25 protein-coding genes are annotated in these 26,675 nt (G+C 64.6%); 15 read left to right on the top strand and 10 right to left on the bottom strand.

The window, feature by feature from the left end:
* Positions 1 to 90: 90 nt before the first annotated feature.
* A complete protein-coding gene (locus ACVW16_RS22225; RefSeq protein WP_456736274.1) occupies positions 91 to 1,122 on the bottom strand; it encodes an SAM-dependent methyltransferase in 1,032 nt (343 codons plus the stop codon).
* A 237-nt stretch (positions 1,123 to 1,359) separates the two neighbouring features.
* Here ACVW16_RS22225 and ACVW16_RS22220 point away from each other — a divergent pair, with 237 nt between their 5' ends.
* The 4 genes from ACVW16_RS22220 to ACVW16_RS22205 are packed head-to-tail and all read left to right on the top strand — an operon-like array spanning position 1,360 to position 4,186.
* A complete protein-coding gene (locus tag ACVW16_RS22220) occupies positions 1,360 to 2,382 on the top strand; it encodes a flagellar motor protein MotA (protein ID WP_456736275.1) in 1,023 nt (340 codons plus the stop codon).
* A 24-nt stretch (positions 2,383 to 2,406) separates the two neighbouring features.
* Positions 2,407 to 3,435 carry a peptidoglycan -binding protein gene (locus ACVW16_RS22215; protein ID WP_456701256.1) on the top strand — a complete coding sequence of 343 codons (1,029 nt, stop codon included), beginning with the start codon at positions 2,407 to 2,409 and terminating at the stop codon, positions 3,433 to 3,435.
* On the top strand, positions 3,435 to 3,881 hold the full coding sequence (locus ACVW16_RS22210) for a GNAT family N-acetyltransferase (protein ID WP_456736276.1): 447 nt from the start codon (positions 3,435 to 3,437) through the stop codon (positions 3,879 to 3,881). The genes ACVW16_RS22215 and ACVW16_RS22210 overlap by 1 nt, the downstream gene beginning before the upstream one ends.
* Positions 3,882 to 3,904: 23 nt before the next feature.
* The gene (locus ACVW16_RS22205; RefSeq protein ID WP_456736277.1) at positions 3,905 to 4,186 is read left to right on the top strand and encodes a hypothetical protein; all 282 of its coding nucleotides are present in this window, start codon (positions 3,905 to 3,907) and stop codon (positions 4,184 to 4,186) included.
* 11 nt (positions 4,187 to 4,197) lie between these two features.
* Here the strand turns inward: ACVW16_RS22205 and ACVW16_RS22200 are convergent, their stop codons facing one another.
* Positions 4,198 to 6,024, bottom strand: coding sequence for an ABC transporter ATP-binding protein/permease (locus ACVW16_RS22200; protein WP_456701253.1), 1,827 nt, complete (start codon positions 6,022 to 6,024; stop codon positions 4,198 to 4,200).
* Positions 6,025 to 6,224: 200 nt separating this feature from the next.
* Here ACVW16_RS22200 and rpmE point away from each other — a divergent pair, with 200 nt between their 5' ends.
* Entirely contained in the window at positions 6,225 to 6,452 is a 228-nt protein-coding gene (gene rpmE, locus ACVW16_RS22195) for a 50S ribosomal protein L31 (protein WP_011084323.1), read from the top strand.
* Positions 6,453 to 6,601: 149 nt separating this feature from the next.
* Here rpmE and rcdA read toward each other — a convergent pair whose 3' ends face one another.
* Together rcdA and ACVW16_RS22185 are read right to left on the bottom strand one after the other, a co-directional pair.
* Positions 6,602 to 7,111: a protease adaptor protein RcdA gene (gene rcdA, locus ACVW16_RS22190; RefSeq protein ID WP_456701252.1), complete on the bottom strand. Its 510-nt coding sequence runs from the start codon at positions 7,109 to 7,111 to the stop codon at positions 6,602 to 6,604.
* Positions 7,112 to 7,483: 372 nt separating this feature from the next.
* Complete coding sequence (locus ACVW16_RS22185; protein ID WP_456701251.1) at positions 7,484 to 7,675, bottom strand: DUF1192 domain-containing protein; 192 nt, start codon at positions 7,673 to 7,675, stop codon at positions 7,484 to 7,486.
* Between the two features lie 114 nt (positions 7,676 to 7,789).
* On the opposite strand from ACVW16_RS22185, the gene ACVW16_RS22180 reads away from it, so the two are divergent.
* A complete protein-coding gene (locus tag ACVW16_RS22180) occupies positions 7,790 to 8,788 on the top strand; it encodes an NAD(P)H-quinone oxidoreductase (RefSeq protein WP_456701250.1) in 999 nt (332 codons plus the stop codon).
* A gap of 156 nt (positions 8,789 to 8,944) precedes the next feature.
* A complete protein-coding gene (locus ACVW16_RS22175; RefSeq protein WP_456701249.1) occupies positions 8,945 to 11,821 on the top strand; it encodes an EAL domain-containing protein in 2,877 nt (958 codons plus the stop codon).
* A 50-nt stretch (positions 11,822 to 11,871) separates the two neighbouring features.
* On the opposite strand, the gene ACVW16_RS22170 is transcribed toward ACVW16_RS22175, so the two are convergent.
* Positions 11,872 to 12,141 (bottom strand): DUF7662 domain-containing protein, encoded by a 270-nt coding sequence (locus ACVW16_RS22170; protein ID WP_456701248.1) that lies wholly within the window; start codon positions 12,139 to 12,141, stop codon positions 11,872 to 11,874.
* 143 nt (positions 12,142 to 12,284) lie between these two features.
* Here ACVW16_RS22170 and ACVW16_RS22165 point away from each other — a divergent pair, with 143 nt between their 5' ends.
* Positions 12,285 to 13,781 carry a sensor domain-containing diguanylate cyclase gene (locus tag ACVW16_RS22165; protein WP_456701247.1) on the top strand — a complete coding sequence of 499 codons (1,497 nt, stop codon included), beginning with the start codon at positions 12,285 to 12,287 and terminating at the stop codon, positions 13,779 to 13,781.
* 179 nt (positions 13,782 to 13,960) lie between these two features.
* Here ACVW16_RS22165 and ACVW16_RS22160 read toward each other — a convergent pair whose 3' ends face one another.
* Positions 13,961 to 14,836 carry a UTP--glucose-1-phosphate uridylyltransferase gene (locus tag ACVW16_RS22160; RefSeq protein ID WP_456701246.1) on the bottom strand — a complete coding sequence of 292 codons (876 nt, stop codon included), beginning with the start codon at positions 14,834 to 14,836 and terminating at the stop codon, positions 13,961 to 13,963.
* A 201-nt stretch (positions 14,837 to 15,037) separates the two neighbouring features.
* On the opposite strand from ACVW16_RS22160, the gene ACVW16_RS22155 reads away from it, so the two are divergent.
* Both ACVW16_RS22155 and ACVW16_RS22150 read left to right on the top strand, forming a co-directional pair.
* On the top strand, positions 15,038 to 16,429 hold the full coding sequence (locus tag ACVW16_RS22155; RefSeq protein WP_456738235.1) for a lytic murein transglycosylase: 1,392 nt from the start codon (positions 15,038 to 15,040) through the stop codon (positions 16,427 to 16,429).
* A gap of 146 nt (positions 16,430 to 16,575) precedes the next feature.
* Positions 16,576 to 18,309, top strand: coding sequence for an SGNH/GDSL hydrolase family protein (locus tag ACVW16_RS22150; RefSeq protein WP_456736278.1), 1,734 nt, complete (start codon positions 16,576 to 16,578; stop codon positions 18,307 to 18,309).
* A 157-nt stretch (positions 18,310 to 18,466) separates the two neighbouring features.
* Here ACVW16_RS22150 and ACVW16_RS22145 read toward each other — a convergent pair whose 3' ends face one another.
* Complete coding sequence (locus tag ACVW16_RS22145) at positions 18,467 to 18,841, bottom strand: CsbD family protein (protein WP_456701244.1); 375 nt, start codon at positions 18,839 to 18,841, stop codon at positions 18,467 to 18,469.
* A 74-nt stretch (positions 18,842 to 18,915) separates the two neighbouring features.
* A complete protein-coding gene (locus tag ACVW16_RS22140; RefSeq protein WP_456736279.1) occupies positions 18,916 to 19,653 on the bottom strand; it encodes an SDR family NAD(P)-dependent oxidoreductase in 738 nt (245 codons plus the stop codon).
* A gap of 116 nt (positions 19,654 to 19,769) precedes the next feature.
* Here ACVW16_RS22140 and ACVW16_RS22135 point away from each other — a divergent pair, with 116 nt between their 5' ends.
* Together ACVW16_RS22135 and ACVW16_RS22130 are read left to right on the top strand one after the other, a co-directional pair.
* Positions 19,770 to 20,549, top strand: a complete 780-nt coding sequence (locus ACVW16_RS22135) for an SDR family NAD(P)-dependent oxidoreductase (protein ID WP_456736280.1) — start codon at positions 19,770 to 19,772, stop codon at positions 20,547 to 20,549.
* A gap of 98 nt (positions 20,550 to 20,647) precedes the next feature.
* Positions 20,648 to 21,535, top strand: a complete 888-nt coding sequence (locus tag ACVW16_RS22130; RefSeq protein WP_456802425.1) for a TauD/TfdA dioxygenase family protein — start codon at positions 20,648 to 20,650, stop codon at positions 21,533 to 21,535.
* Positions 21,536 to 21,624: 89 nt separating this feature from the next.
* On the opposite strand, the gene ACVW16_RS22125 is transcribed toward ACVW16_RS22130, so the two are convergent.
* Complete coding sequence (locus ACVW16_RS22125) at positions 21,625 to 22,269, bottom strand: YqgE/AlgH family protein (protein ID WP_456701240.1); 645 nt, start codon at positions 22,267 to 22,269, stop codon at positions 21,625 to 21,627.
* 142 nt (positions 22,270 to 22,411) lie between these two features.
* Between ACVW16_RS22125 and ACVW16_RS22120 the strand changes: the two genes are divergently transcribed.
* The 3 genes from ACVW16_RS22120 (at position 22,412) to ACVW16_RS22110 (ending at position 25,751) form a co-directional block, all read left to right on the top strand.
* Positions 22,412 to 23,251 (top strand): protein-disulfide reductase DsbD domain-containing protein, encoded by an 840-nt coding sequence (locus tag ACVW16_RS22120; RefSeq protein WP_456736282.1) that lies wholly within the window; start codon positions 22,412 to 22,414, stop codon positions 23,249 to 23,251.
* A 111-nt stretch (positions 23,252 to 23,362) separates the two neighbouring features.
* A complete protein-coding gene (locus ACVW16_RS22115) occupies positions 23,363 to 24,730 on the top strand; it encodes a lipopolysaccharide biosynthesis protein (RefSeq protein WP_456701238.1) in 1,368 nt (455 codons plus the stop codon).
* Positions 24,731 to 24,926: 196 nt separating this feature from the next.
* Positions 24,927 to 25,751, top strand: a complete 825-nt coding sequence (locus tag ACVW16_RS22110; protein WP_456802424.1) for a sulfite exporter TauE/SafE family protein — start codon at positions 24,927 to 24,929, stop codon at positions 25,749 to 25,751.
* Positions 25,752 to 25,885: 134 nt separating this feature from the next.
* On the opposite strand, the gene ACVW16_RS22105 is transcribed toward ACVW16_RS22110, so the two are convergent.
* Complete coding sequence (locus ACVW16_RS22105; protein ID WP_456701236.1) at positions 25,886 to 26,674, bottom strand: 3-hydroxybutyrate dehydrogenase; 789 nt, start codon at positions 26,672 to 26,674, stop codon at positions 25,886 to 25,888.
* Position 26,675 lies beyond the last annotated feature (1 nt).

Genomic DNA, 26,675 nt, shown 5'->3' with positions numbered 1-26,675 from the left:
CCGCTATGGCGCTGACTTCAGGCTGATTTTTTGGATTCACCGGATTGTGAGTCAGGTTCCGTCACGGCCCGCTGCGACAGAACATCGCGTTCAGTTGACCGCCGCCTTCATCCTGTAGTGGCTGACGCCCCACTCCGTTCCGTCGGCATAACCAAACAGGCCTGCGGTGGCGAGAAAGAACCAGCGCCAGCGCCGCATCCACGACGCGATGTCCTCACCGTAGATCTTGCGCAAGGAGGATTCGATCGCGTCGCGATGCGCGTCGAAATTGGCGAGCCAGTCGTTCGCCGTTCGCTGATAATGAGTGCCGCTCCAGCGCCATTCCTTCTCGACCCGGAAGATATCATCATATTGCCTGACGAGCTGATGGCTCGGCATTACGCTGCCGGTGAAGAAATGCTGCGCGATCCAGTCTTCGCGATTGGTGCGGTCGAAGACATAGGAGCCGGCGCGATGGGTGAAGATGTGGATGAAGAAGCGCCCGTCGGGCGCCAGCCATGATCGCACGCGCGTCATCAGCTTGCGCCAGTTCATCATGTGCTCGAACATCTCGACCGAGACGATGCGGTCGTACTGGCCCTCCGGCGCGAACACGTTCATGTCTGATGTGACGACGCGCAGGTTCAGCAGGCCGCGCTGGCGCGCGATCTCCTCGACATAGGCGCGCTGCGATCGCGAGCTCGACACCGCCGTCACCTTGGCATGCGGAAACTGCCGCGCGATCCACAGCGACAGCGAGCCCCAGCCGCAGCCGAGTTCGAGGATGGTCTGCCCGTCGGCGAGGCCGGCATGCGCGACGGTCTGGCGCAATGCCTCCTCCTCAGCTTCCTGGAGCGGCGTTGCATCGGTCTTGTAGAAGCAGGAGGAGTATTTGCGGTTCGGGCCCAGCACCTGCGCAAAGAAGGACGCAGGCAATTCGACATTCCTCATCTCAATGCCAGCGCCGTCTCCGGTGATCGGCCGCAACATCATCCGGCCGGCGAACGCGGCATCGTCGACCGCATCAAGCGCCGCGAGGCGGGTTGCGGTGCGGGAGCACAGGCCCTGGATTGCGGCGCGGACCACCACGTCGGGCAAGCGCACGCGTTCGGCAGTCCCCATGATCGCGGAAACAACGCTCACGCAGCCCCTCCCCTGGCCAGGTCCCGGCGGCCGGAAGCAGCACGATCGCCGCGCAAAAGCCGAGGCCAGCCTACGGGATGCCGAAGTTTTGCAGCCTATGTGGCGTATCAAAGCCCGGTTTCAGCTTTGGGTTCCGCGGCTCCTTCCCGAAATCCGCACATCCGGCGCTTTTTTTGGACGGGCGCTGTGCCATAGTGTGGGGATGCAAGCAAGCTTTCGTAACGGATGATACCGGCCATGCCGCCAGGCGCCTCGCCCCGCTCCTCCCTCAACATCGAGTACACGAAACTGTCCTCCCCCAGCGTCTTCCTGGTGCGGATGCTGGTTTTCCTGGTGCTGTGCGCGCTGGTGGGCGTGGTGCTCTACAAGCAGATCATCCAGGCCTTTTTCGCCAATCCCGGGCTGAACGCCCTGATCGGGGCGGTGCTGTTCATCGGCATCGTGCTGGCCTTCCGCCAGGTCATCCGGCTCTATCCTGAGGTCTCCTGGGTCAACAATTTCCGCATCGCCGATCCCGGCCTGGCACCGGCCCGGCATCCCAAGCTGCTGGCGCCGATGGCGATGATCCTGGGCGGTGAACGCACCGGGCGGATGTCGATCACGCAAACGACGATGCGGCATCTGCTCGATTCGATCGCGACCCGCCTGGACGAGGCCCGCGACATCTCCCGCTACATGACCGGCCTGTTGGTGTTCCTGGGCCTGCTCGGCACCTTCTGGGGCCTGATCGAGACGGTCGGCTCGGTCGGCAAGGTGATCGACGGGCTCAGGGTCGGCGGCGATGCCGGCGCGCTGTTCGACACGCTGAAGGAGGGCCTGGCCGCCCCGCTCGGCGGCATGGGCATTTCGTTCTCGAGCTCGCTGTTCGGTCTCGCGGGCTCCCTGATCCTCGGCTTCCTCGATCTGCAATCGAGCCAGGCGCAGAACCGCTTCTACACCGACCTCGAAGACTGGCTCGCCACCACCGTGCGCGAATACGGCAGCGGCGAAGTCGCCGCCGTCGCGAGCAGTGGCGGCGGCGTTGCCAGCGGCGAGCTTCAGGCGGCCGTCGAGCGCCTGCGCTCCGTGCTCGAGGAAGGCAGCGCCAGCCGCGGCACCACGGCGGCCATGGCGAGCCTCGCCGAAGCGATCCAGGCGCTGGTCTCGCATATGCGCACCGAGCAGCAGATGATCCGCGAATGGGCGGACGGCCAGGGCGAGCAGAACCGCGAGATCCGCCGCCTGCTGGAGCGCATCGCGCGCCAGCCCGAGAAGAGTTAAGCAATCAGCATTTGAGAGGCGAGCATGGCTCTAGCCCGCGGCCGCCGCAGCGAAGGCGCCTTCAACTACTGGCCCGGATTCGTCGACGCGCTGTCGACGCTGGTGCTCTCCATCGTGTTCCTGCTCTCGGTGTTTCTGGTCGTGCAGTTCTTCCTGTCGCAGGAGGTGACCGGCAAGGACAAGGCACTGGAGCAGCTCAACGCCAAGATCGCCCAGCTCACCGAACTGCTGTCGCTGGAGAAGCTCGGCAAGCTCTCGCTCGACGACCAGGTGTCGCAGCTCAAGGCCGGCCTCGCCTCGGCCGAGAGCGAACGCGACCGCATGAAGGGCCTCTATGAGGGCCTGGCCAATGCCGGTAACGACGCGCAAGGAAAGACCGCCGAGCTCGGCAAGGCGCTGGACTCGGAGAAGGCGGTCTCGGCGCGGGCGCTGGCGCAGATCGAGGTTTTGAACCAGCAGATCAGCGCGCTGCGCCGGCAATTGGCTGCGCTCGAAGAGGCGTTGGATGCTAGCGAGAAGCGCGACAAGGAATCGCAGAACCGCATTGCCGATCTCGGCTCACGGCTGAACGTGGCGCTGGCACAGCGCGTGCAGGAATTGTCGCGCTACCGCTCGGAGTTCTTCGGGCGCTTACGCGCCATTCTCGGCAACCGTCCTGACATCCGCGTTGTCGGCGACCGCTTCGTGTTCCAGTCCGAAGTGTTCTTCGACACCGGACAGGCAACGCTGCTGCCGGAGGGCAAGGCCGAGCTCGACACGGTGGCGGCCGCGCTGATCGAGCTCGACAAGAAGATTCCGAGCGAGATCGCTTGGGTGCTGCGCGTCGACGGCCACACCGACGTGCGGCCGGTCAATGGCCCGAACTTCAAGTCGAATTGGGACCTGTCGTCGGCGCGCGCGATCTCGGTGGTGCAATATCTGATCTCGCTCGGCGTCCCTGCCCAGCGCCTGGTCGCCGCCGGCTTCGCCGAATTCCAGCCGCTCGACACAGGCAACACCGAAGAGGCCTACAAGCGCAACCGCCGCATCGAGCTGAAGCTGACGGAGCGGTAGTGAGCGCGCTTCGCCTTCGCCCCTATGTGGACTCCGACGAAGCGGCGACGATCGAGCTGTGGCTTCGCACCTGGCAGCAGGCCTATCCGCAGATCGACTTCACTGCGCGCCTGGACTGGTGGCGCGCGCGCTGGCGCAACGAGCTGGTGCCGAAGGCCCAAATCGTGGTCTCGGAACAAGATGGCGCACTGACCGGTTTCGTGACCATCGATGGTGACGGTTATCTCGACCAGCTTGTGGTTGACCCCAATCACTGGGGGTCGGATGCGGCGCATCTGCTGGTCGACGAAGCAAAACGCCTGTCATCCTCAGGCGTCACGCTGCTCGTCAACAAGGACAACGCCCGGGCCATCCGCTTCTACGAGCGCAACGGCTTTGCCCATGCCGGCGAGGATGTGAACCCGACATCGGGCCGGCCGGTGCTGAAGATGGTGTGGCGGCCGTGACGGCAAGCAGATGGAGGGGATCGATGCGGCTGAGCGATCTGGCCAAGGGGTCTTCGGTGTTTCTCGGCGTCATCGTCGCCGGCTATGTGTCGACGGTTTACGTTGATCAGCGGCTTGCGGCGCCGTCCGAGACGACGAATGGGGCGGCAAGTGAGACGACTGGTCCGTCTGCACCAACGAGCACTCCTGCTCCGACCGACAGCCCGGCTCCGGCCAACGGCGGCTCGGCCTGCATCGGCGAGGGCGGCAGCTGGAAGAACTGGCCGTGGCCGAACGTGCCGATGGGCTCGCCGAAGTGCCCGTGAGGTGTGAAACCTCACACCCCCTCGAACTGTAACCTCGCCAGCCGCGCATAGAGCCCGTTCGCCGCCACGAGCTCGGCATGTGTGCCGTGCTCGACGATCTTGCCCTGGTCCATCACCAGGATGCGGTCGCAGGAGAGAACGGTGGCGAGGCGATGCGCGATCACCAGCGTGGTGCGATGGGCCATCAGCTCCTCGAGCGCGGTCTGCACCAGCGTCTCGCTTTCTGCGTCCAGCGCGGAAGTCGCTTCATCCAGCAGCAACAGCGGCGCATCGCGCAGGATGGCGCGCGCGATCGCGATGCGCTGGCGCTGGCCGCCAGACAGCGTCACACCGCGCTCGCCGAGTGGGGTGTCAAAGCCTTCGGGCAGGCGGCGGATGAACTCGCTGGCATGCGCGAGATCGGCGGCACGCTCGACCTCGGCGTCATCGGCATCGGGCCGGCCGAAGCGGATGTTCTCGCGGGCGCTGGCGGCGAACACGTTGGACTCCTGCGGCACCAAAGCGATGCGGGCCCGGAAATCGCGCGGATCGGCTGATTTCACCGGGACACCATCGAGCGAGATCGCGCCGCTGCGCGGATCGTAGAAGCGCAGCAGCAGATGAAAGATCGTGCTCTTCCCGGCACCGGACGGGCCGACGATCGCGACCTTCTCGCCGGGCCGCACCGTGAACGACACGGCATCCAGCACTTTCACGTCGGGCCGCGCCGGATAGGCGAAGCTGACGTGATCGAAACCGACCTCGCCGCGCCCCGGCACGGGCAATGCGCGCGGCGATGCGGGTGCCGCGATCTCCGGCTTCACGTGCAGGATCTCGAACAAGCGTTCGGCGGCGCCCGATGCCGCCGACACCTCGCCCCAGACCTCGCTGAGCTGGCCGAGGCCTGCGGCCGCGAAGGCCGCGTAGAGCACGAACTGGCCGAGCCGGCCGGGCGTGATCGCGCCTGTCAGCACGTCATGCGAGCCGATCCAGAGAATCGCGACCACGCTAGCGAACACGATGAAGATGACAATGGCGGTGAGAACCGCGCGAGCCTGGGTCGAAGTGCGGGCGGCCTCATAGGCCTGCTCGACCTCGCCGCCGAACCGCTTCGCGGCGAGCCCTTCGCTGGTATAGGCCTGCACGGTGCGGATCGCGCCGACCAGTTCGCCGGCATAGGCGGAGGCATCGGCGAGCGTGTCCTGCGCGTTGCGCGACAGCCGCCGCACCCAGCGCCCGAACGCGACCAGCGGCAGCACGATCACGGGAATCGCCAGCAGCACGAAGCCTGACAGCCGCGGGCTGGTAATGACCATCATGGCTGCCGCGCCCAAAAACATCATCAGGTTGCGCAGCGCTATCGACACGGAGGCCCCGACCGCGGATTTGATCTGCGTCGTGTCGGCGGTGAGCCGCGACACCAGTTCGCCGCTGCGCGCGGAATCGAAGAAGGATGGCGACAGCGACAGCAGGTGCCCGAACACGTCGCGCCGGAGATCGGCGACGATGCGCTCGCCGATCGTCATCACAAGGTAGTAGCGCGAGGCGCTCGCGAGCGCGAGCACGGCGACGACCGCGATCATCACCGAGAAATAGCTGTTGATCAGCGCGATGCCCTCAGGCGTCAGGCCGAAATCGATCATCCGGCGCACCGCGACCGGCACCAGCAGCGTGGTCAGCGCGGCGATCGTCAGCGCGACCAAAGCAAGCGCTGCGCGGCCGCGATAGCGGGCTACGTAAGGCGCGAGCGCCATCAGCGGTCGCAGCCTGGCGCGGCCTTTCGCAGGCTGCTCGATCAGTTCCACCTCGATCGACGGGGCTTCTGCGGGCCTGGTTTCAAGCCGTTCAACTGCGCTCATTGGAATCCGACCAAAAGAGAGACTTCGCTCCACATAGGCCCCGGCAGGAGGCGAGGCAAATCCGGGTTGTCCCTTAGGGGAGGACCCGGTTCTGCTGTTCCGACAATGGCTTGTTTTAGGGGCCTCCGTGCGGTATAGACCGCCGCAAATCCGTCATCGATAGTCACTCAAGCAAGGCGCCGGGCGCCCCAGGAATTGCCATGAAAGCCGAAATTCATCCGGATTATCATACGATTAAGGTCGTGATGACCGACGGAACCGAGTACCTGACCCGCTCCACCTGGGGCAAGGAAGGCGACACGCTGAACCTCGACATCGACCCGAAGTCGCACCCGGCCTGGACCGGCGGCAACGCCCAGATCATGGACCGCGGCGGTCGCGTTTCGCGCTTCCAGAAGAAGTTTTCGGGCTTCCTCAAAAAGGATTGATCCGGCCGCAGGGCTGGAGACGAAAACGCCCCCGGGAGACCGGGGGCGTTTTTGTTTGGCTTCATTCCGGGGCGACTGGCAGAGCCGAAACCGGAACCTCCAGATTCCGGGTTCGCGCTTCGCGCGCTCCGGAACGATTGCGAACAATCTTACCGCTCGAACGCGGCCTTCAGCGCGTTGAGCTGCGGCACCAGCGGATTGCCGATCGCGATGTGGTCGGCCGGAGGGGTGTGGATGGTGGTGTCGAGCCGGCGCACGCGGGTCTGCAGGCTCATCGAGCGATCGATCAGGTCCTGGAGCTGCGTCGGCAGCTTCTCGAGGGTGTCGGCGGGCCCGGGATCGGCGGCGCTGAGCTTGACCTTGGTCTTCTCGCGATTGGCCTGAACCAGCGTCATCTCGCCTTCCTTCACGGCGCGGTGCAGCAACAGCCACGAGGCGAGCTGCATCAGGCGCGTGGTCAGGCGCATGCTCTCAGTCGCATAGGTGAGGCTGACGGCGCGGTCGAGCGCCTTGGCCTCGGTCCGGCCGGCGCCGTCGAGATAGGCGGCGGTCTCTTCGACGAGATCCATGCCCTCGCGGAACAGGAGGCCGAATGCTGCGGAATTGGTGAACCGCTCGCTGAGTTGAACGAGAGCACCTTCGGCTTGCAAACGTTCCATGGTTAACGCCCCTTACGCAACTGTTTACCTGTCCGGCTTTGGCGCCGGCTTATGATGAACAAATCATTGCGCGAGCGAACCGCGGAGTCCAGCGGCAAGCGCGGATATGGTTTCCGGGGGTCATTCCGGGAAATTCAATCAGGAATAGACGCAAAAAAGAGCCGCCGGAGACCGGCGGCTTTGAAAGTTGATAACAGGGAGGCGTCAAACAGAGTGGACAGGAGCCACTCGGTGTCCAAACGAGGACAGTTCCAGTCATAAACTCGAAAGCTTAATGGCGTGTAAACGAACGAATTTTTTGAGGGTTCGTTAGCCATGTCGGTCACTGGCCGAGCGGGGCGCGCTCCGCCGGCAGAAAGGGAGTTTCTCGGCCTACGACTTGAAAAAACTGTTCGCCGCATCGCGCGAGGCGCGCTTCTTGGTGGCAGCTTCCTCCAGCCTGCCGATCTCGGTCTTCAGCAGAGCAACGCGCTCGGTCAGTTCCTCGACCGACAACAGTGAGAGATCCTGTCCGATCTCATGGGTGACTTTCTTCCGCGGGCGGTCATCGTCTTCCGTCGGCATCGTCGTTCCTCCTGCGTTCGCGGATCATCACACGGGTGAGGCGGTTGCCAGCCCGGACTGCGCTGGCTAATCAAAGGCCTCGTTCCTCCTCGCACCTTTGCTCAAGGACACATCATGGACAAGCTGCCCGCGCAAATGACCGTGGTCGCCATCTCCCAACCCGGTGGACCCGAAGTGCTGGTGCCGGAACAACGGGCCCTGCCGCAGCCCGGTCCTGACGAAATCCTGGTGAAGGTGCAGGCCGCGGGCGTGAACCGGCCCGACGTGGCGCAGCGTTCCGGTGCTTACCCGCCCCCGCCCGGCGCCAGCGATCTGCCCGGCCTCGAGATCGCAGGTGAAGTGGTCGCCGTCGGCAGCAACGCCAAGCGGCACAAGATCGGCGACATCGTGATGTCGCTCGTCGCAGGCGGCGGCTATGCGCAGTACTGCATCGCGCAGGACGCCCAGGCCATGAGCGTGCCGCCGGCACTCTCGATCAAGGAAGCCGGTGCGCTGCCGGAAACCCTGATGACGGTCTGGCACAACGTGTTCGAGCGCGGCGGCCTGAAGGCCGGCGAGACGCTCCTGATCCATGGCGGCTCCTCCGGCATCGGAACGATGGCGATCCAGCTCGCCAAGGCGTTCGGCGCAAAAGTGTTCGTCACCGTGGGATCGCAGGACAAGATCGATGCGTGCCTGAAGCTCGGTGCCGATCGCGCCATCAACTACAAAACCGAAGACTTCGTCGCCGTGGTGAAGGAAGAGACCGACAAGGTCGGCGTCAATTTGATCCTCGACATGGTCGCCGGCGACTATGTCGACCGCAACTATGATGCCGCCGCGGTCGATGGGCGAATCGTGCAGATCGCAACCCTCAACGGCCCCAAGGTCAGCGTCAACATCGCCAAGGTGATGGTGAAGCGATTGACCCATACCGGCTCGACCTTGCGCCCCCGTAGTAATGCGGACAAGGCGGCGATGGTGGCTGCCATTGAAGCGAAAGTGATGCCGCTGTTGCGTGAGGGCCGGATCAAGCCGCTGATGGACAGCGCTTTCCCGCTGGAAAAGGCCTCCGACGCACATCGGCGCATGGAGACCTCCGCACATATTGGCAAAATTGTGTTGGAGGTCTAGGCCGTTGACCCACCAAGCGGGGCGGAAACCCTTTGATTCTCCTCGCTTTCGTGGCATCTATCGCCAACTGCCGAACCACTTCCGTCCGGTCTGAAATCGCATTTACGTGCCAGCCTTCCTGCACGCAGAGTTTGCGTCGAACGCGGAGAACTGACCTTGCGTCTGATCAGGTGCCTCGCGCCCATCGCGCTGGGCCTCATGATTCTTGTCGCCGCGTCGCCTGCACGCGCGCTTGACGCTGTCAGCGTCCGCAGCGATGCGCCCGCGATCGACCTCACCGGCGTGCTCGAGCATCAGCGCAGCGATTCCGACCGCATCCAGGTCTCCACCGCACCCGGCACCGACGGCATCGTCCGCCGCATCGAGGTGCGCGCCCGCGAAGGCGGCCAGAACTGGGTGGTGTTCGCGCTCGCCAACAACACCGACGACCAGCTCGACCGCCTGATCGTCGCCCCGCATTACCGCATCGTGTCGTCAGGCCTGTTGTGGCCCGACCTCGGCCTGTCGCGCATCGCGACCATCACGCCGTCCATCGGCGACCGGCCGGAACGCCAGGAGAGCGCGACCGCCGACGTGTTCCGCATCACGCTCGACCCCGGTGCCGTCGTCACCTTCGTCGCGGAGCTGCGCACCGACAAGCTGCCGCAGCTCTATCTGTGGGAGCCGGAAGCTTACAAGGACAAGGTCAACTCGTTCACGCTGTACCAGGGCATCGTGATCGGCATCTCGGGCCTGCTGGCACTGGTGCTGACCATTTTGTTCGTGGTGAAGGGCAGCATCATGTTCCCCGCTGCGGCGGCGCTGGCCTGGGCGGTGCTGGTCTATATCGGCGTCGACTTCGGCTTCTGGGGCAAGGTGCTCGACATGTCGAACAACGCCGAGCGCATCTGGCGCGCGGCGGGTGAAGCGATATTGGCGGCGACGCTGCTGGTGTTCCTGTTCGCCTATCTCAATCTCAGTCGATGGCATGTGCGCTACTCGCACATCACGGTGGGCTGGCTGGCCTTCCTGGGCTCGCTGGTCGCGCTCGCCTTGTTCGATCCGGCCGTGGCGTCCGGCATCGCGCGAATCTCACTGGTGCTGATCGCCTTCGCCGGCTTCGCGTTGATCGTCTATCTTTCCACCCACGGCTTCGACCGCGCGGTGCTGTTGATCCCGACCTGGTTCCTCCTGGTGGTCTGGGTGGTCGCGGCCGGCATGACGGTCGCGGGCTCCGTCACCAACGATATCGTCGGCCCGGCGCTGCTCGGCGGCCTCGTACTGATCGTGATGCTGATCGGCTTCACGGTGATGCAGCACGCCTTCGCCGGCGGCGGCGCCACCACCGGCGTCGTCTCCGACATCGAGCGCCGTGCGCTGGCGCTGGCCGGTTCCGGCGATCTGATCTGGGATTGGGACGTGTCCGCCGACAAGGTTTTTACGAGCCCCGAGACGGAAGCATTGCTCGGATTGAAGCGCGGCACGCTGGAAGGGCCCGCAGCCTCGTGGCTGGAAGTGCTGCATCCGCTCGACCAGGATCGTTTCCGCGCCGCGCTCGACAGCGTGCTCGACCAGCGCCGTGGCCGCCTGGTGCAGGATTTCCGCCTGCGCACCCCGGACGGTCACTTCATGTGGTTCGCGCTGAAGGCGCGCCCGGTGGTCGGCTCCGACGGCGAGGTCTCGCGTGTGGTCGGCACACTCACCGACGTCACTGACCTGCGCAACGCCGAAGAACGCATGCTGCACGATTCCGTGCATGACAACCTCACCGGCCTGCCCAACCGCAAGCTGTTCATGGATCGGCTCGGCGCCGTCGCGCATTTCGCCAAGTCGATGCCGACGCTGCGGCCGACGCTGATGGTGATCGACCTCGACCGCTTCAAGCAGGTTAACGATTCAGTCGGCATCGCGGTCGGCGATTCCATCCTGCTGACGCTGGCCCGCCGCCTCACCCGCATCCTGAAGCCGCAGGACACGCTGGCGCGCCTCGCCGGCGACCAGTTCGGCCTGATCCTGCTGTCCGAGCAGGACCCGGCCCGCATCACCGCCTTTGCCGAAACCATCCGCAAGACCATTCGCGCGCCGATCGCCTTCAACGATCGCGAGATTTTCCTGACGGCGTCGATAGGCCTCGCCTTGTCTGATCCGCAGACGCAACTGACCGACGAGATCATCAAGGACGCCGAGCTTGCGATGTATCACTCCAAGCGCATCGGCGGCGACCGCATCGACGTCTACAAGCCCGCGATGCGCGCGCGAAAGACCGACCGCCTGACGCTGGAGAGCGAGTTGCGCCGCGCCATCGAGCGGCAGGAGCTCACCATCCTGTACCAGCCGATCGTCCGGCTGGAGGATCGTTCGGTTGCCGGCTTCGAAGCCCTGGCGCGCTGGGACCATCCGAAACTCGGGCGCATGGCGCCGTCGGAATTCATCACCATCGCGGAAGAGACCGGCCTGATCGTCGACCTCGGCATGTTCGTGCTCGACCAGACCGCCAAGCAGCTCTCGATCTGGCAGCGCGCGATGCGCTCGCGCGAGCCGATCTTCGCGAGCGTCAACGTGTCGTCCCGTCAGCTGCTGCGCCATGACCTCATCCACGATATCCGCACCGTGCTGTCACGCTCCTCGGTGGCGCGCGGCACGCTGAAGCTGGAGCTGACGGAATCGCTGGTGATGGAGAATCCGGAGCATGCCGCGCAAATGCTGGCGCGGATCCGCGAACTCGGCACCGGACTGTCGCTCGACGATTTCGGCACCGGCCATTCCTCGCTGGCTTACCTTCAGCGCTTCCCGTTCGACACCATCAAGATCGACCAGTCCTTCGTCCGCACCACCAATCGCGGCACCCGGCCGGTGATCCTGAAGTCGATCATCGCGCTCGCGCACGATCTCGGCATGGACGTGGTGGCCGAAGGCGCCGAGACCGATTCGGACGCGGTCGAGCTGTATCAACTGGGCTGCGAATACGCGCAGGGCTTTGCCTTCGGCGAGCCCATGGACGCGGACGCGGCGATGCGCCTGCTGACGGAAGTGCGCCTGGAAGCGGCGAGTTGATCTCGCCCCGCGTCGTGGTCTCGTAGGGCGGGCGATACTGCGCGCGCCCCCTACCCCGGCCTGCGCCCATCCTTCTTCATCTTCGTGAACCGCACGCTCTGGCCATCAGGCATCCGGACCGCCTTGAAGCCCGCGGCGAGGCAGGCTTCGCGCTGGGGCATCTGGATGTCCGGACTGCGCAGGCTATCCCACCATGAGGCACGGTTGGCCGCCCGCGGCAGCGCCGCGCCGATGATCTCCTCGATCTGCTCAAAGGTCAGCACGAATTCCATCTGCTTTTGCCGCATGAGGTAATCCCGTAGCGCGTCGTAGTCGTTCACTGTCGTCCTCTGCATTTGTCCGCGGCGGTTTGCGCAAAACCGATACCGGCGGAAACCAGTTCTTAACTCATCGGCGCAGCGCCGTCGCGTTTTAAACACTACGCAAGCTTTCAGGCCCATCCGTTAAGGTCGGGAGCAAAAGGATGCTGTCTGGATGGCGTGAAGCCACGGCCCGCCGGCCCTGGCGTATTTCGGCGAAGCTGCTGATCATCTCGTCCGTCGTGACGGTGATCGGCTTTTCCGCCATTTGCGTCAACGTCATGCTGGACATGCGCCGCGGCGAAGAGGCGCTGGCCCGCCAAACCCTGGAAAACCTGGCGACCTCGATCGACGCCGACATCAGCCGCAACATCGACATCTATGATCTGTCCCTGAAGGCGGTCGCCAGCAACATGCTGCTGCCGGAGATCAACGCGGTCTCGCGGTCGATCCGCCACCTCATCCTGTTCGACCACTCCACCACCGCGAAGCATTTCGGCGCCATTCAGGTGTTCGACGCGGATGGCCGCTTGACCATCGACGCCTCGACCCTCGATCCGCAGCCGGAGAACCGCGCCGACGAAGAGTACTTCAGGATTCACCGCGACAGCCCCGACGCTGGTCTCTACATCAGCCGGCCGATGCTGTTCCGCGGCGCCTATTCGATCGTTCTGAGCCGACGCGTCAGCGACACCGACGGCGGCTTCATGGGCGTGGTCGCCGGCTCCATCCGCTTCAGCTATTTCCACGAACTGTTCGAGCGTCTGAACCTCGATCCCGAGGACACCATCACCGTGCTCAAGCGCGACCGCACCATCATGATGCGGCGGCCATTCGATCTCGACGTCATCGGCAAGAATCTGGAAACGCAGCAGGCGTGGAAGCCCGACAATCTCAAGGCTGGCGGATCCTTCGCCGGAAAGGGGCCGGTGGACGCAACGCCGCGCCTCTACGTGCGCAGCAGCGGCTCTGGTCCGTTGTTCGTCGTGGCGGGCAAACCGCTCGGTGCCGTGTTCGAACTCTGGCAGAGGGAGGCCTTTCGCATCGGCGCGGTGGTGCTGGCGCTGATCCTCTTCGTGCTGGCGTCGACGCTGGTCCTCGCCCGCGAGATCAGCCGGCGCGCGGACGCCGAGAGCAGGCTCGAGGAGATGGCGACGACCGACGCGCTCACGGGCCTGCGCAACCGCCGCAAGTTCGACCAGGTCATCGACAGCGAATGGCGGCGCGCCGCGCGGCAGAAGACACAGCTCGCGCTTCTGATGATCGATGCCGATCATTTCAAGGCATACAACGACACGTTCGGCCACCAGGCCGGCGACCAGTTGCTGGTCGGCATCGCCATCTGCATCTCCGATTCGCTGCGCCGCGCCGGCGACTGCGCCGCGCGCTATGGTGGCGAGGAATTCGCGGTGCTGCTGCCGAACACGTCGGCCGCCGACGCCTTCAAGATCGCCGAGATCATCCGCGCCAAGGTGCTGGGCTGGTCTGATGGCGGGGCGGGATCGACCGTCTCCTGCGGCATCGCCAGCCTCGCGCCGACCAGCGGCATGGACTGGTCCGTGCTGGTCGCCGCGGCCGACAAGGCGCTCTATGCCGCGAAAGCCGGTGGGCGGAATCAGTCGGTGGTGGCGAGCCTGCCGAAGCTTTCGCTGGTGGCGTGAGCTACGCTATCGTCGTCAAGTGCCGAGCATCCGCCACATGCTCGGTGTCGTGCCAGCGAAGGCCGGGACCCAGCACAGGCCGTGGTTTGGCGAAGACTCGTCGTTCGGTACTTCGACCGTTCGCAAGCGGTAGATCACGCGCTCCGGGTCCCGGCCTTCGCCGGGACGTCGCAGGGAAACTACTGCCCCAGATACTTCTTCATCTCCGCGATCAGCCCCTCGCGCAATTCCGGCCGCTTGAGGCCGTAGGCGATGTTGGCGCGGAGGAAACCGGGCTTCGAGCCGCAATCATGGCGCTCGCCCTCGAACTCGACGCCGTAGAACTTTTGCGATCTGGCGAGGCCGATCATGGCGTCGGTGAGCTGAATCTCGCCGCCGGCGCCGCGCTCCTGGGTCTCCAGGATCTTGAAGATCTCCGGCTGCAGGATGTAGCGGCCGGTGATCGAGAGGTTGGAGGGCGCGGTGCCCTTGGCCGGCTTCTCGACCATGCCGTCGACCTCGAACATCTTGCCGGTGCGCTTTCCGACGCCGCAGATGCCGTATTGGTGCGTGAGATGATCGGGCACGGCCTCGACCGCGATCAGGTTGGATTTCTCGCCGAGGGTGGCAGCGGTCTCGATCATCTGCTTCAGGCAGCCGGGTGAATTGAGCACGAGCTCGTCGGGCAGCAGCACCGCGAACGGCTCGTCACCGACGATGTCGCGCGCGCACCAGACCGCATGACCGAGGCCGAGCGGCGCCTGCTGGCGCGTGAAGCTGACGGCGCCGGCGTCCGGCTGGTTCTGCGCCAAAATCTCCTGCTCGGCCTTCTTGCCACGTGCGGCGAGCGTCGTGTCGAGCTCGAACATCCTGTCGAAATGATCTTCGATGACATTCTTGTTGCGGCCGGTGACGAAGACGAAGTGCTCGATGCCGGCTTCCCTCGCCTCGTCATAGACGTACTGGATCAGCGGCTTGTCGACGATGGTGAGCATTTCCTTCGGCATTGCCTTGGTGGCGGGCAAGACGCGGGTGCCGAGGCCGGCGACGGGAAATACGGCTTTGCGGATTTTCATGTGATTGATCGAATACCCTTGAGCGTTCGTGAAAGAAGCAATGGCATCTTGCTAGCTGGGTTGCAGCCGGTAACAAAGGCGGATGTTGGGCCCGCCCCGTCGAATTGAGAAAAGGCCGGCAGCGAAATTTCACTTTTCTTAAGATATTGGCAACCGTAACGAGGCCTCCTGATGGCTGATTTTTGGCTGGACGGGTGGGACATGGTGCGATCGCAGGCAGGATTGGCAAAACGGGGGGGATCTCTTGCCGGCGCAACAATGATTGCGGCCGCGCTGCTGTTCCCCGTGTCCGCGCATGCTCAGGGACAAAACGGCCTGTCGGGCCTGTTCGGCGGTATTTTCTCAGGGTCGAACCCGTCGCAACCCGCACCCGGCCAAGGCGGCATCCAAGCCGGACCTCAGCCCTGGAGCGGCGAGGACGGTGCCTCCGGCCATCCGCTGATGACGGCGGCTGCGATCCGCGAGGCGGCCGGCAATTTCGACAATTGCGTCGCTGGCATGTGGCCCGATGCCGCACGCCGCGGCATCACGCAGGAGAATTTTCAGCGCTTCACCGCCGGGCTTGCGCCCGACCTGCGCATCATGGATCTCATGGATTCGCAGCCGGAATTCTCCAAGTCGATCTGGGACTATCTCGACATCCTCGTGAACGACAACCGCCTCGCCAAGGGCAAGGAAGTTCTCGCCACGTACAAGCCGCAGTTCGATGCCACCGAGAAGGCCTATGGCGTCGACCGCTATATCATCGCCGCGATCTGGGGCATCGAGTCCAATTATTCGACGCAGATGGGCGACCGCAGCGTGCTGCAATCGACCGCGACGCTCGCCTGCATCGGCCGCCGCCAGGCTTATTTCAAGGACGAGTTCCTCTCCGCGGTGGAGATCCTCAACCGCGGCGACTTGCGCCCTGAGCAGATGCGCGGCTCCTGGGCCGGCGCGTTCGGGCCGACCCAGTTCATGCCGACGGCGTTCAAGCGCTATGCCGTGGACGGGGATGGAGATGGACGGCGCGACGTCGTCGACGATCCAACCGACCTGATCGCCTCCACGGCCAACAATCTGAAGAAGGACGGCTGGCAGGCCGGCGAGACCTGGGGCTACGAGGTCGTGGTGCCCCAGGGCTTCAACTACATGCTGGCCGACCGCGCCAAGATGATGACGATTGCGCAATGGGAGAAGCTCGGGCTCAAGCGGGCGACCAACCAGCCCTTCCCGCATCCGGCCGAGAAAGCCTATCTGCTGGCGCCCGCCGGCGCGCAAGGACCAGGCTTCCTGATGCTGCAGAATTTCCGGGTCATCATGAAATACAACCCGGCCGAGGCCTATGCGATGGCGATCGGCCATTTCGCCGACCGCCTGCGCGGCGGTCAGCCCTTCGTACAGCCCTGGCCCCGCCAGGAGCGAGAGCTATCGCGGACCGAACGGCTGGAACTGCAGCAGCTTCTGGCCGAGCGCGGCTTCTACAAGGGCACTCCGGACGGCCAGTTCGGCGCCCAGACCCGGGACGCCCTGCGTAACTTCCAGGTCTCGATCGGGCTGCCTGCTGACGGATTTGCCACCTCCGACGTGCTGGACCGGCTGCGCGGGCGGTAAAAACGCGCCGAAACTAACCCTGATCAGGGATTTTGGCCGCTCGGCGGTATTTTCCCTGGGAATCCGCAAGAGAACTTGCCCGTTTGGCGCCCGATTCCGTTATTATATCGATCTGTCTCCAGACCCTTGCGCGCGCCCGAGATCGCATGTCGAAGCCAAAATCCTTTTTCAAGGCGCTGACCGAGACCGGCCCGCTGATCGCGCTGGGGACCGCGCTTGCGATCATGATCGGGGTCGCGGGACCGGCTTCCGCACAGTTCTTCAGCTTCCCCGGCTTCGGCAGGCCGCCGCCGCAGCGGTCGGCACCGCCGCCACAACGTGGTGGCGGCTGGTTCGGCGGCGACTTTTTCGCGCCATTCCAGCAGCAGCAGCAGCCACAGGCCCCGCGCCAGGATTTTTCGCGCGCCCCGGCTCCGGCCAAGCGCGAGACGGTTGCCGACAAGAACGTGCTGGTGATCGGCGACGCCATGGCCGACTGGCTCGCCTATGGCTTAGAGGACGCCTACGCCGAGCAGCCCGACATGGGCGTGATCCGCAAGCACAGGACAACGTCAGGCCTGATCAAGTACCAGCCGAAGGGTGAACCCTCGGACTGGGCGGCGGCCGCGAAGGGCATCCTCGAAACCGAGAAGCCTGACGTCATCGTTGTCATGCTCGGCCTCAACGACCGCATCGCGATCCGCGAAACGGTCGACAAATCCGACAAGCCTGCCGACAAGAAGAACGACAAAGGCGCGCGCGGCAAGCCGCAAGGAAAGGGTGACGCAAAACCGGGCGACGCCAAGTCCGATGTCGCCAAGTCCGATACCGCCAAGTCCGATACCGCGAAGTCCGATACCACAGCAGCCGATGACAAGGCGGCAGCAGACCCCGACCTGCCGCAGGACGACGCCGACAACGCCGACGCGCCGGTCGCCGCGCCCGAAAAGACCGCACGCAACCCGAACGGCGTCTACGAATTCCGCGACGACCACTGGGTCGAGCTGTACAGCAAGAAGATCGAGGAGCTTGCGAACGTCCTCAAGGCCAAGGGCGTACCGGTGCTCTGGGTCGGCCTGCCTGCGATTCGCGGGCCGAAGGGCACCGCCGACATGCTGTTCCTGGATTCGCTCTACCGCGAGGGCGCAGCCAAGGCCGGCATCACCTATGTCGACGTCTGGGACGGCTTCGTCGACGAAGCCGGCCGCTTCCTGCAGAAGGGCCCCGACTTCGAAGGCCAGATCCGCCAGTTGCGCAGCTATGATGGCGTCTACTTCACCAGGCCGGGCGCGCGAAAACTTGCCCACTACGTCGAGCGCGAAATCACGCGCCTCTTGGCCGGACGTTCCGGCCCGATCGCGCTGCCGAGCGAGCCCGCAACGCCCGACACCAACGCCGAGCCCGGCAAGCCCGCGCCGCGGCCGCTGGCCGGGCCGATCGTGCCCCTGGTCGCAGCCTCGATCTCGACCGATCAATTGCTGGGCGGACCGGGCACGCGCCCCGCCGCCGTCGATGCGCTCGCCGCAAGAACGCTGGTCAAGGGCGAGCCGCTGGCCGCGCCCGCCGGCCGTGCTGACGATTATGCCTGGCCGCGCCGCGAAGTCGGCCGCGAGCAGGCCAAGGGCGACACACCAATGGCGGCAACGACGCCTGATGGCGGCGCTGCGGCCGCCGTCGCGCCCGGCACGCCCGCCGCGATCGCCCCGCCCAAGCCTCCCGCAGCGAAGAAGCCCGCGCCGCCGCAACAGCCGGCACAGGCCGCGCCATCCTTGCGCGATTTCTTCGGCTTCGGCTCGCCACAGCCCGCGCCGCGTCAACTGGCGCCTGCGCCGCGGAACCCGAATCCTGCGATCCCGCGTCCCCCGGGCAATGTCGGGCGGGCGGCGGAAGTGATTCGGTAATCGGCTCCGTGTCCCCGACGCGGCGCAGCACCTCTTGGTGATGCGACACAGCCGGGACCCAGCCTCTCACAACATCACAAAAGAACGGGCCCCGGCTCAGCGCAGCAGCGCTTTGGCGCTGCAGCGCGTTCCGGGGCACGAGAGCAGTGTTTATCGTTCAGCGGTAATAGGGCCAGCGCGGTGGCGGTCGACGGGCGGGGCGCGACATCAGGAGCGCGAGCGCGAAGCCGATGCCGCCCGCAACGAGCAGCGCGCCGAGCGGGTTGTCCTGCACCTTCTGCGCGATGGCCTTGGAGCCATCCCGGAAGGTCTCGCCGCTGTTGTCATAGGCATCCTTGGCGTAACTGGTGGCCGTGTCCGCCGCATCACGCACGGCGTCCTTGGCCTGGCCGTAGAGATTCTGCACGGTGCCGGCCGCTTCGCGGGCCTTGCCCGACGCCTGGGTCTGCCCATCGCCAGCGAGATCACCGACCGCGCCTTCTGCGCGTCCAGCGAATTCCTTGGCCGATCCGACGATCCTGTCCTTGTCCATGATGCTCCTCCTCGGGGGTCTGCCCATGTAACCGATCAGGAGGAGCGCAGTTCCACGGCCACCGAGAGTTTGGCTCAGAGAATGAGCCCGCCATCGACCACGAGCGTCTGTCCGATCATGTACGACGACAGCGGCGAGGCCAGAAACAGCGCGGCGCCCGCCATGTCGGCGGGCGTGCCCAATCGCCGCAGCGGAATGCGTGACAATGCGGCTTCGAGCCGCTTGGGATTGTCGGTCGTCACCTTCGTCATCTTGGTGTCGACAAGGCCGGGCGCGATGCCGTTGACGCGGATGCCGTCCTCGGCCCACGCCTCGCCCAAGGTCCGCGTCAATCCGACCGCGCCGGTCTTCGACGCATTGTAGGCGGGATTGCCCATGGTGGAATGGTACGCCGCAGTCGAGGACACCATGATCAGCGCGCCCCCGGAATGCCGCAGCATGGAATGAAAGCGCGTCGCACACGCCATCAGACTCATCAGATTGACCTCGACGACCCTGCGGAAGCCCGTCATCTCGAATTCGTCACGGCGATAGAGCACCGCGCCCTGCGCGAGCACCAGGATATCGAGCTTCTCGAATGACGGCTTGAACGCTTCGACCGCACCGGGGTCGCTGACGTCGAGCTGCGTATAGGCAAGACCCGTGAGATCGGAGCCCTCCTCCTCCTGGTAGTCGGCTGCGCGAGCGCGCGTGCCGCACACCGCAACATCGGCGCCCCTCGCGCGAAAGGCCTGCGCGATGCCGTTGCCGATACCGCTGGAACCACCGACGACCAGCAGTTGCTTGCCAGAGAAATCGAGCTCGTTCGCCATCGCAGCCTCTCCTTTTGCTGTGCTTGTTTGACTGTTTTGCTTGTTTGACCTGTCTGGGGACCGATGCCAGCCTCGTCAATCTCATAACAAGAAGCAAGAGATTGCGAGGAAACAGCATGTCCGGATTCAAAGAGCTCAGCCGCTCAGTGAAAGGCCTGACCGTTCTCGTCACCGGCGCGGCAAGCGGCATGGGACGCGCGACCGCGCGCGTGTTTGCGGCTGAAGGCGCCAACGTTGCCGTCACCGACTATGACAAGCAAGGGGCACATGCGGTTGCGAAGGAGATCGCGGCGAGCGGTGGTTCGGCGCAACCGTGGAAGCTCGACGTCGCCGATGGTGGCGAGATCAAGCGCGTGGTCAAGGATGTCGCGGCGCATTTCGGCGGCCTCGATGTCCTCGTCAACAATGCCGGCATCTCCGTGCGCGTCGCGATCGATGATGAAGGTTACGAAGATGCCTGGGCCAAGGGCATCGCTGTGATGCTGACGGCGCATCCGCGCGTCATCCGCGCCGCGCTGCCGCACTTGCGCAAGTCGAAGTCCCCGCGCATCGTCAACATCGCCTCGACCGAGGCGCTCGGCGCCACCGCGCTGCACAGCCCCTATTCGGCCGCGAAGGGCGGTGTCGCGAGCCTCACCCGCTCGCTCGCGGTCGAGCTTGGCCGCGAGGGCATCACCGTGAACTGCATCTGCCCGGGCCCGATCCGCACCGCGATTACCGACCGCATCTCCGAGGAGCACAAGACCATCTACGCCAAGCGCCGCACCGCACTCGGACGTTATGGCGATCCCGAGGAAGTCGCGCATATGACACTGAGCCTGTGTCTTCCGGCGGCGGCGTTTCTGACCGGTGCGGTCATTCCTGTCGATGGTGGCCTGATGGCCCGAAACGCGTGAGAGCCATGCGCAGGGAGCGTTGACATCATCAAGCGCAGGAGTAGCTTTTTTCGACAGCAGAGCGGGCCCAACCGCTCGCGGTTCGCGGGAGAGACACCATGACGATCGCCATCCGGCAGCTTCAGAAGCATTTTGTCGGCGAGGTTTCCGGCCTCGACCTGCGAAAGCCTCTCACACCGGATGAGGCGCGCGACGTCGAGGCCGCCATGGACAAATATGCGGTGCTCGTCTTCCACGACCAGGACATCACCGACGAACAGCAGATGGCTTTTGCGCTGAACTTCGGTCAGCGCGAGGACGCGCGCGGCGGCACCGTGACCAAGGAGAAGGACTACCGGCTCCAGTCCGGCCTCAACGACGTCTCCAATCTCGGCAAGGACGGCAAGCCACTGGCGAAGGACAGCCGCGCGCATCTGTTCAATCTCGGCAATTGCCTGTGGCATTCCGACAGCTCGTTCCGCCCAATCCCGGCAAAATTCTCGCTGCTGTCGGCGCGCGTGGTGAACCCGAAGGGCGGCAACACCGAGTTCGCCGATATGCGAGCGGCCTATGATGCGCTCGACGACGAGACCCGGGTCGAGATCGAAGACCTCGTCTGCGAGCACTCACTGATGTATTCGCGCGGATCGCTCGGCTTCACCGAATATACCGACGAGGAGAAGATCATGTTCAAGCCGGTGCTGCAGCGGCTGGTGCGGACCCATCCCGTGCATCGGCGCAAGTCGCTGTATCTGTCATCGCATGCCGGCAAGATTGTCGGCATGAGCGTGCCGGAGGGACGGCTGTTGCTGCGCGACCTCAACGAACACGCAACGCAGCCTGAATTCGTCTATGTCCACAAATGGAGGCTGCATGATCTCGTGATGTGGGACAACCGCCAGACCATGCACCGCGTCCGCCGCTACGACCAATCGCAACCGCGCGACATGCGAAGGGCGACGGTGGCGGGAACCGAGCTGACGGTGCAGCAACAGGCGGCGGAGTAGCAAGGCGCACCAGACCCCGCTGTCGTCCCTGACAAGCGCAGCGAAGCGGAGCGCCGATCCGGAGGACAGCGCTGTGTTTACCGCACCAACTACGCGTGCCCGGCCTCGTTCGACAACATTCCGGGATCGATGCCGATCTTGCGCAAGGCGCGAGCGTATTTCTCGTCGACGTCGTCGCCGAAGATCAGATCCGCATCGGCGTCGCAATGCAGCCAGCCATTGCTCTGGATCTCGGTCTCGAGCTGGCCGGGCGCCCAGCCGGCATAGCCGAGCGCTAGGATGGCGTGCTTGGGGCCGGAGCCGTTGGCGATCGCGCGCAGGATGTCGACGGTCGCGGTGAGGCAGACGCCGTCGTCGATCCGCAGTGTCGCGTGCTCGATGTAGAAATCGCTGGAATGCAGCACGAAGCCTCGGCCGGTGTCGACCGGGCCGCCGGCCAGCACCTTCATGCTTTCGGCATTTTGCGGCAGCTTGATGTGCTCGCCCTTCTTGATGATACCGAGCTGCTCCAACAGCTCCGGGAAATCGATGCTGCCGGCCGGATGGTTGACGATGATGCCCATCGCGCCCTCAGCCGAATGGGCGCAGAGATAGATCACCGAGCGCTCGAAGCGGGAGTCGCCCATCACGGGCATCGCGATCAGGAGCCGGCCGTCGAGATAACCGGCCGAATTGGGGAGCGCGCGGCCTGCCCTGCGGGAGCTTTCGCCCGCCCGTTTACCTGTGGGAGCCATCGGTGAAGCACTCCGGTTTCAATTCCTATCCTGATGTCGGGCCGATCCCGTGTCAAATCAAGGCTTGCAGAGACTTGAATCGAGTGCATCCATCACAAGCAATTCAATGGTTTGGCCCGGGGCGACCTTGTAAAGACGTGCCATGTTGACAAGAGTTCCCTTGCATGCGGCGATCGGCGTCGCGACAACCTTGATTGCGTCGTCATTGGCGATGGGTGCCCATGCCGACGACGCGTCGCCGTGGCTGCGCGACGGACATTCCGCGGTGCGGTTGCTGGCGGGATCGCGGACCGGCGCGGTGCTGATCGGCGGTATCGCTTTCCAGCTCCAGCCCGGCTGGAAAACCTACTGGCGCATGCCCGGCGACTCCGGTGTTCCGCCGCGGTTCGACTTCTCGAAGTCGGACAATGTCGAAGCAGTGACCGTGATGTGGCCGGCACCGCTGAAATTCGACGACGGCGCAGGCGGCCATTCGATCGGCTATCACGACCAGATCGTGCTGCCCTTGCGCATCGTCGCCAAGGCCGCGGACAAGACTGTGACGCTGCGTGCCGAGATCAATTACGCCGTCTGCGAAAAGCTCTGCATTCCCGTCGAGGCCAATATCGAGCTCGGCTTCAACAATGTTGCGTCGACCGAAGACGCCAATCTGCGCGCGGCGCTCGACACCGTGCCGAAGCCCGCCAATATCGGCGATCCCAATCCGCTGACCATCCGCGATGTCAAGCGCGACGGCCCGAAGAACGTGGTGGTCGATGTCGTCGCGCCCGAGAACAGCAAGGTCAATCTGTTCGTCGAAGGACCGAGTCCCGAATGGTCTTTGCCCATTCCTGACGCGGTCGAGCATAGCCCGCCCGGCGTGAAGCGATTTTCGTTCGAACTCGACGGCCTGCCGCCGGGCGTCAAGCCCGACGGCGCAGCACTGAAGTTCACGCTGGTCGGGCCGGAGAAATCGTACGAGTTCAATACGAATTTGGACTAGGTATCGTCCTGGCTTTCGCCACGACGGGGCTGGTAACACCCAACCGAATCTTAAGGAATGGTTGCTAATCCTTGGGGTACCGCAAGACGCGGGACGCCTGGGGATTTCGACTTGGCCGTGATGGATGCAGACCCCGCTACGACCGGACCATCAGGGCTGATCGCGCGGTTGCGTGCCAGGTTGAACGGCGGCTCGAGCGAAGCCTCGCTGACGCGGCGGCTGGCCGGCACCATCTTCATCATTCGCGTCATCAGCGCGGGGCTTGCCTATTTTTCGCAGGTGCTGCTCGCGCGCTGGATGGGAACGTCGGACTACGGCATCTATGTCTATGTCTGGACCTGGGTGCTGCTGCTCGGCAGCATGATGGACTTCGGCATCTCCGCCTCCGCGCAAAAGATCATTCCGGAATATCGCACCAGTGGCGACCATGCGCTGCTGCGCGGCTTTCTCTCCGGCAGCCGCTGGCTCACCCTCGCCGTCTCGACGCTGGTGTCGCTCGGCCTTGCCGGCATCGTCAAGCTGCTGTCGTCCTGGATCGATCCGGGCGAGGAATTGCCGCTCTATATCGGCTGCATGACCCTGCCGGCCTTCGTCGTCGCCAACACCCAGGACGGCATCGCGCGCTCGCATGACTGGATGCAACTCGGCCTGATGCCGCAGTTCATCATCCGCCAGGCGCTGATCATCGGCATCACGGCCGGCGCCTTCCTGCTCGGCTATCATCTCGGCGCTGTTGCCGCGATGGCCGCGAGCGCGGGCGCCGTGTGGATCGCCATGACCGGGCAGATGGTCGTGCTGAACCGCAAGCTCGCCGACGGCATCGCGCCGGGCCCCAAGGCTTACGACATCAGGGGGTGGCTTGCAGTGTCGCTGCCGATCCTGCTGGTCGAGAGCTTTTACCTGCTCTTGTCTTACACCGACGTGCTGGTGCTCCAGCAATTCCGTCCCTCCGACGAGGTCGGCGTCTACTTCGCCGTGGTGAAGACGCTGGCGCTGGTGTCGTTCATCCACTACGCAATGTCGGCGACGACGGCGCATCGCTTCGCCGAATACAACGCACTCGGCGACAAGGCGCGCCTGTCGGCCTATGTCGCGCACGCCATCGCCTGGACGTTCTGGCCCTCGCTCGCCGCGACCGCCGCGCTGCTTGCGCTCGGCAAGCCGCTGCTCTGGCTGTTCGGACCGCAATTCGTTGTCGGCTACGACATCATGTTTGTCGCCGCTGTCGGATTGGTCGTCCGCTCTGCGATCGGGCCGGTCGAGCGGCTGCTCAACATGCTCGGGCAGCAGAAGATCTGCGCGCTGGCCTACGCGTTGGCGTTCGTGATGAACGTCGTGCTCTGCATCGCGCTGGTGCCGCGCTTCGGCGGCCACGGCGCCGCGGCCGCGACGTCGATCTCGCTCACCTTCGAGACGGCGCTGCTGTTCTGGATCGTGCGGCAGCGGCTCGGGCTGCACGTGCTGGCGTTTGGTAAATAGGTCCTGCGCCGCCGTCCCCGGTCGCTGACGCGGGGAAGGACTATTTCGCGCCAAGCCGCAGAACAAAGCGAAACTTCTGCCAATCTTCGGATTGTAGCACGATTTTTCTTATTCCACCCAACAGGTTGCGCCCTGGGGAAAGTTTATTCTACGTCATATTGCCCAACTGACGAGATAAACCTAGATTTCCCCAGCCATGATTGATCCGCTTTACGTCGCCTCGGGTTTTGGCGTCGGCCTGCTCGTCGGGCTGACCGGCGTGGGAGGCGGCTCGTTGATGACGCCGCTCCTGATCCTGCTGTTCGGTATCCACCCGACCACGGCCGTCGGCACAGACCTGCTCTATGCCGCAACCACCAAGTCCGGCGGCAGCGTGGTGCATGGCTGGTCGCGTAGCGTGCACTGGCCGGCGGTGCTGCGGCTGGCCTGCGGCAGCATTCCGGCGAGCGCTTTGACGCTGCTGGTGCTGTGGAAGCTCGATCTTCGAGGCGATACCGAACGCAATCTGGTCAACCTCGTGCTGTGCTTTGCGCTGTTGCTGACCGCGACGTCGCTGATCTTCCGCAATTCGATCATGGAGCGCTATCGCCGCCGCATGGAGCAGGTCGGCGAGCGCACCACGATGATTGCGACCATCATTACCGGCATCGTGCTCGGCGTGCTGGTCTCGATTTCGTCGGTGGGCGCCGGTGCGGTCGGCGTAACCGTGCTGCTGCTGCTCTACCCGCGGCTGCCGATGGCGACCATCGTCGGCTCCGACATCGCGCACGCCGTGCCGCTGACGCTGGTGGCCGGCATTGGCCACTGGGTGCTCGGCTCCGTCGACTGGGGTCTCATGGGCGTGCTGCTGCTGGGCTCGCTGCCCGGCATCGTCATCGGCAGCTACAGCGCGACGCGCGTGCCGGAGACGGTGCTGCGCGTGGCGCTCGCCAGCGTCCTCGTGGTGGTCGCGAGCAAGATCATGTTCACCGAGCTGAACGTGCAATCCGCCATCGTGACGGCGCTGGCCTGGAGCCATTGAGGCGTGGGGCTGCCGCCTCGTCCTCGGTATGGTAGGGTGGATTAGCCGAAGGCGTAATCCACCACTCCTGTCTCTGTGGAAATAGACGAGGTGGGTTACGGCTTCGCCTAACCCACCCCACGATAACGGCGCCCTTACTCCGCGGTCCAGCCGCCGTCGATCGACAAATTGGTACCCGTGATCTGCGCGGCATCGTCGCTGCACAGGAACAACGCGAGCGCTGCGACCTGCTCGGAGGTCACGAACTCCTTGGTCGGTTGCGCATCGAGCAGCACGTCGTTGATGACCTGCTCGCGCGTGAGGTTGCGGGCCTTCATCGTATCGGGGATCTGCTTCTCGACCAGCGGCGTCCAGACATAGCCAGGGCTGATGCAGTTGCAGGTGATCTTGCTGGTCGCAACCTCAAGCGCCACGGTCTTGGTCAGGCCGGCGATGCCATGCTTGGCCGACACATAGGCCGACTTGAAGGGCGAGGCAACCAGTGAATGCGCCGAGGCGGTGTTGATGATGCGGCCCCAGCCCTTCTTCTTCATGCCGGGGACGGCGGCGCGGATCGCATGGAAGGCCGAGGACAGGTTGATCGCGATGATCTGGTCCCACTTCTCCGGCGGGAATTCCTCGATCGGGGAGACGAACTGGATGCCGGCATTGTTGACGAGGATATCGACCGAGCCGAACGATTTTTCGCCGAGCGCGATCATCCCGGCGATCTCGGCCGGCTTGGTCATGTCGGCGGGCGAGTAGACCGCCTTCACGCCGAAATCGGACTCGATCTTGGAGCGCTCCTTCTCGATATCCTCGGGCGAGCCGAAGCCATTGATGACGACATTGGCGCCGGCGGCGGCGAAAGCGCGCGCATACGCAAGTCCGATGCCGCTGGTGGATCCTGTCACGACGGCATTCTTGCCTGAGAGTGTACCCATG

The organism is Bradyrhizobium sp. USDA 4474 (genome assembly GCF_054057515.1).
The sequence above is the reverse complement of the archived record's forward strand: the minus strand, read 5'-3'. Positions and strand labels throughout refer to the sequence as shown.

Coding starts and splice junctions, on each gene's coding strand:
- ACVW16_RS22205 (WP_456736277.1), top strand. CDS start 3,905: ATGCGGCTGAGCGATCTGGCCAAGGGGTCTTCGGTGTTTCTCGGCGTC.
- ACVW16_RS22140 (WP_456736279.1), bottom strand. CDS start 19,653: ATGGCGAACGAGCTCGATTTCTCTGGCAAGCAACTGCTGGTCGTCGGT.
- ACVW16_RS22165 (WP_456701247.1), top strand. CDS start 12,285: ATGCTGTCTGGATGGCGTGAAGCCACGGCCCGCCGGCCCTGGCGTATT.
- ACVW16_RS22150 (WP_456736278.1), top strand. CDS start 16,576: ATGTCGAAGCCAAAATCCTTTTTCAAGGCGCTGACCGAGACCGGCCCG.
- ACVW16_RS22125 (WP_456701240.1), bottom strand. CDS start 22,269: ATGGCTCCCACAGGTAAACGGGCGGGCGAAAGCTCCCGCAGGGCAGGC.
- ACVW16_RS22105 (WP_456701236.1), bottom strand. CDS start 26,674: ATGGGTACACTCTCAGGCAAGAATGCCGTCGTGACAGGATCCACCAGC.
- ACVW16_RS22220 (WP_456736275.1), top strand. CDS start 1,360: ATGCCGCCAGGCGCCTCGCCCCGCTCCTCCCTCAACATCGAGTACACG.
- ACVW16_RS22185 (WP_456701251.1), bottom strand. CDS start 7,675: ATGCCGACGGAAGACGATGACCGCCCGCGGAAGAAAGTCACCCATGAG.
- ACVW16_RS22135 (WP_456736280.1), top strand. CDS start 19,770: ATGTCCGGATTCAAAGAGCTCAGCCGCTCAGTGAAAGGCCTGACCGTT.
- ACVW16_RS22155 (WP_456738235.1), top strand. CDS start 15,038: ATGGTGCGATCGCAGGCAGGATTGGCAAAACGGGGGGGATCTCTTGCC.
- ACVW16_RS22130 (WP_456802425.1), top strand. CDS start 20,648: ATGACGATCGCCATCCGGCAGCTTCAGAAGCATTTTGTCGGCGAGGTT.
- ACVW16_RS22200 (WP_456701253.1), bottom strand. CDS start 6,024: ATGAGCGCAGTTGAACGGCTTGAAACCAGGCCCGCAGAAGCCCCGTCG.
- rcdA (WP_456701252.1), bottom strand. CDS start 7,111: ATGGAACGTTTGCAAGCCGAAGGTGCTCTCGTTCAACTCAGCGAGCGG.
- ACVW16_RS22145 (WP_456701244.1), bottom strand. CDS start 18,841: ATGGACAAGGACAGGATCGTCGGATCGGCCAAGGAATTCGCTGGACGC.
- ACVW16_RS22110 (WP_456802424.1), top strand. CDS start 24,927: ATGATTGATCCGCTTTACGTCGCCTCGGGTTTTGGCGTCGGCCTGCTC.
- ACVW16_RS22180 (WP_456701250.1), top strand. CDS start 7,790: ATGGACAAGCTGCCCGCGCAAATGACCGTGGTCGCCATCTCCCAACCC.
- rpmE (WP_011084323.1), top strand. CDS start 6,225: ATGAAAGCCGAAATTCATCCGGATTATCATACGATTAAGGTCGTGATG.
- ACVW16_RS22160 (WP_456701246.1), bottom strand. CDS start 14,836: ATGAAAATCCGCAAAGCCGTATTTCCCGTCGCCGGCCTCGGCACCCGC.
- ACVW16_RS22215 (WP_456701256.1), top strand. CDS start 2,407: ATGGCTCTAGCCCGCGGCCGCCGCAGCGAAGGCGCCTTCAACTACTGG.
- ACVW16_RS22120 (WP_456736282.1), top strand. CDS start 22,412: ATGTTGACAAGAGTTCCCTTGCATGCGGCGATCGGCGTCGCGACAACC.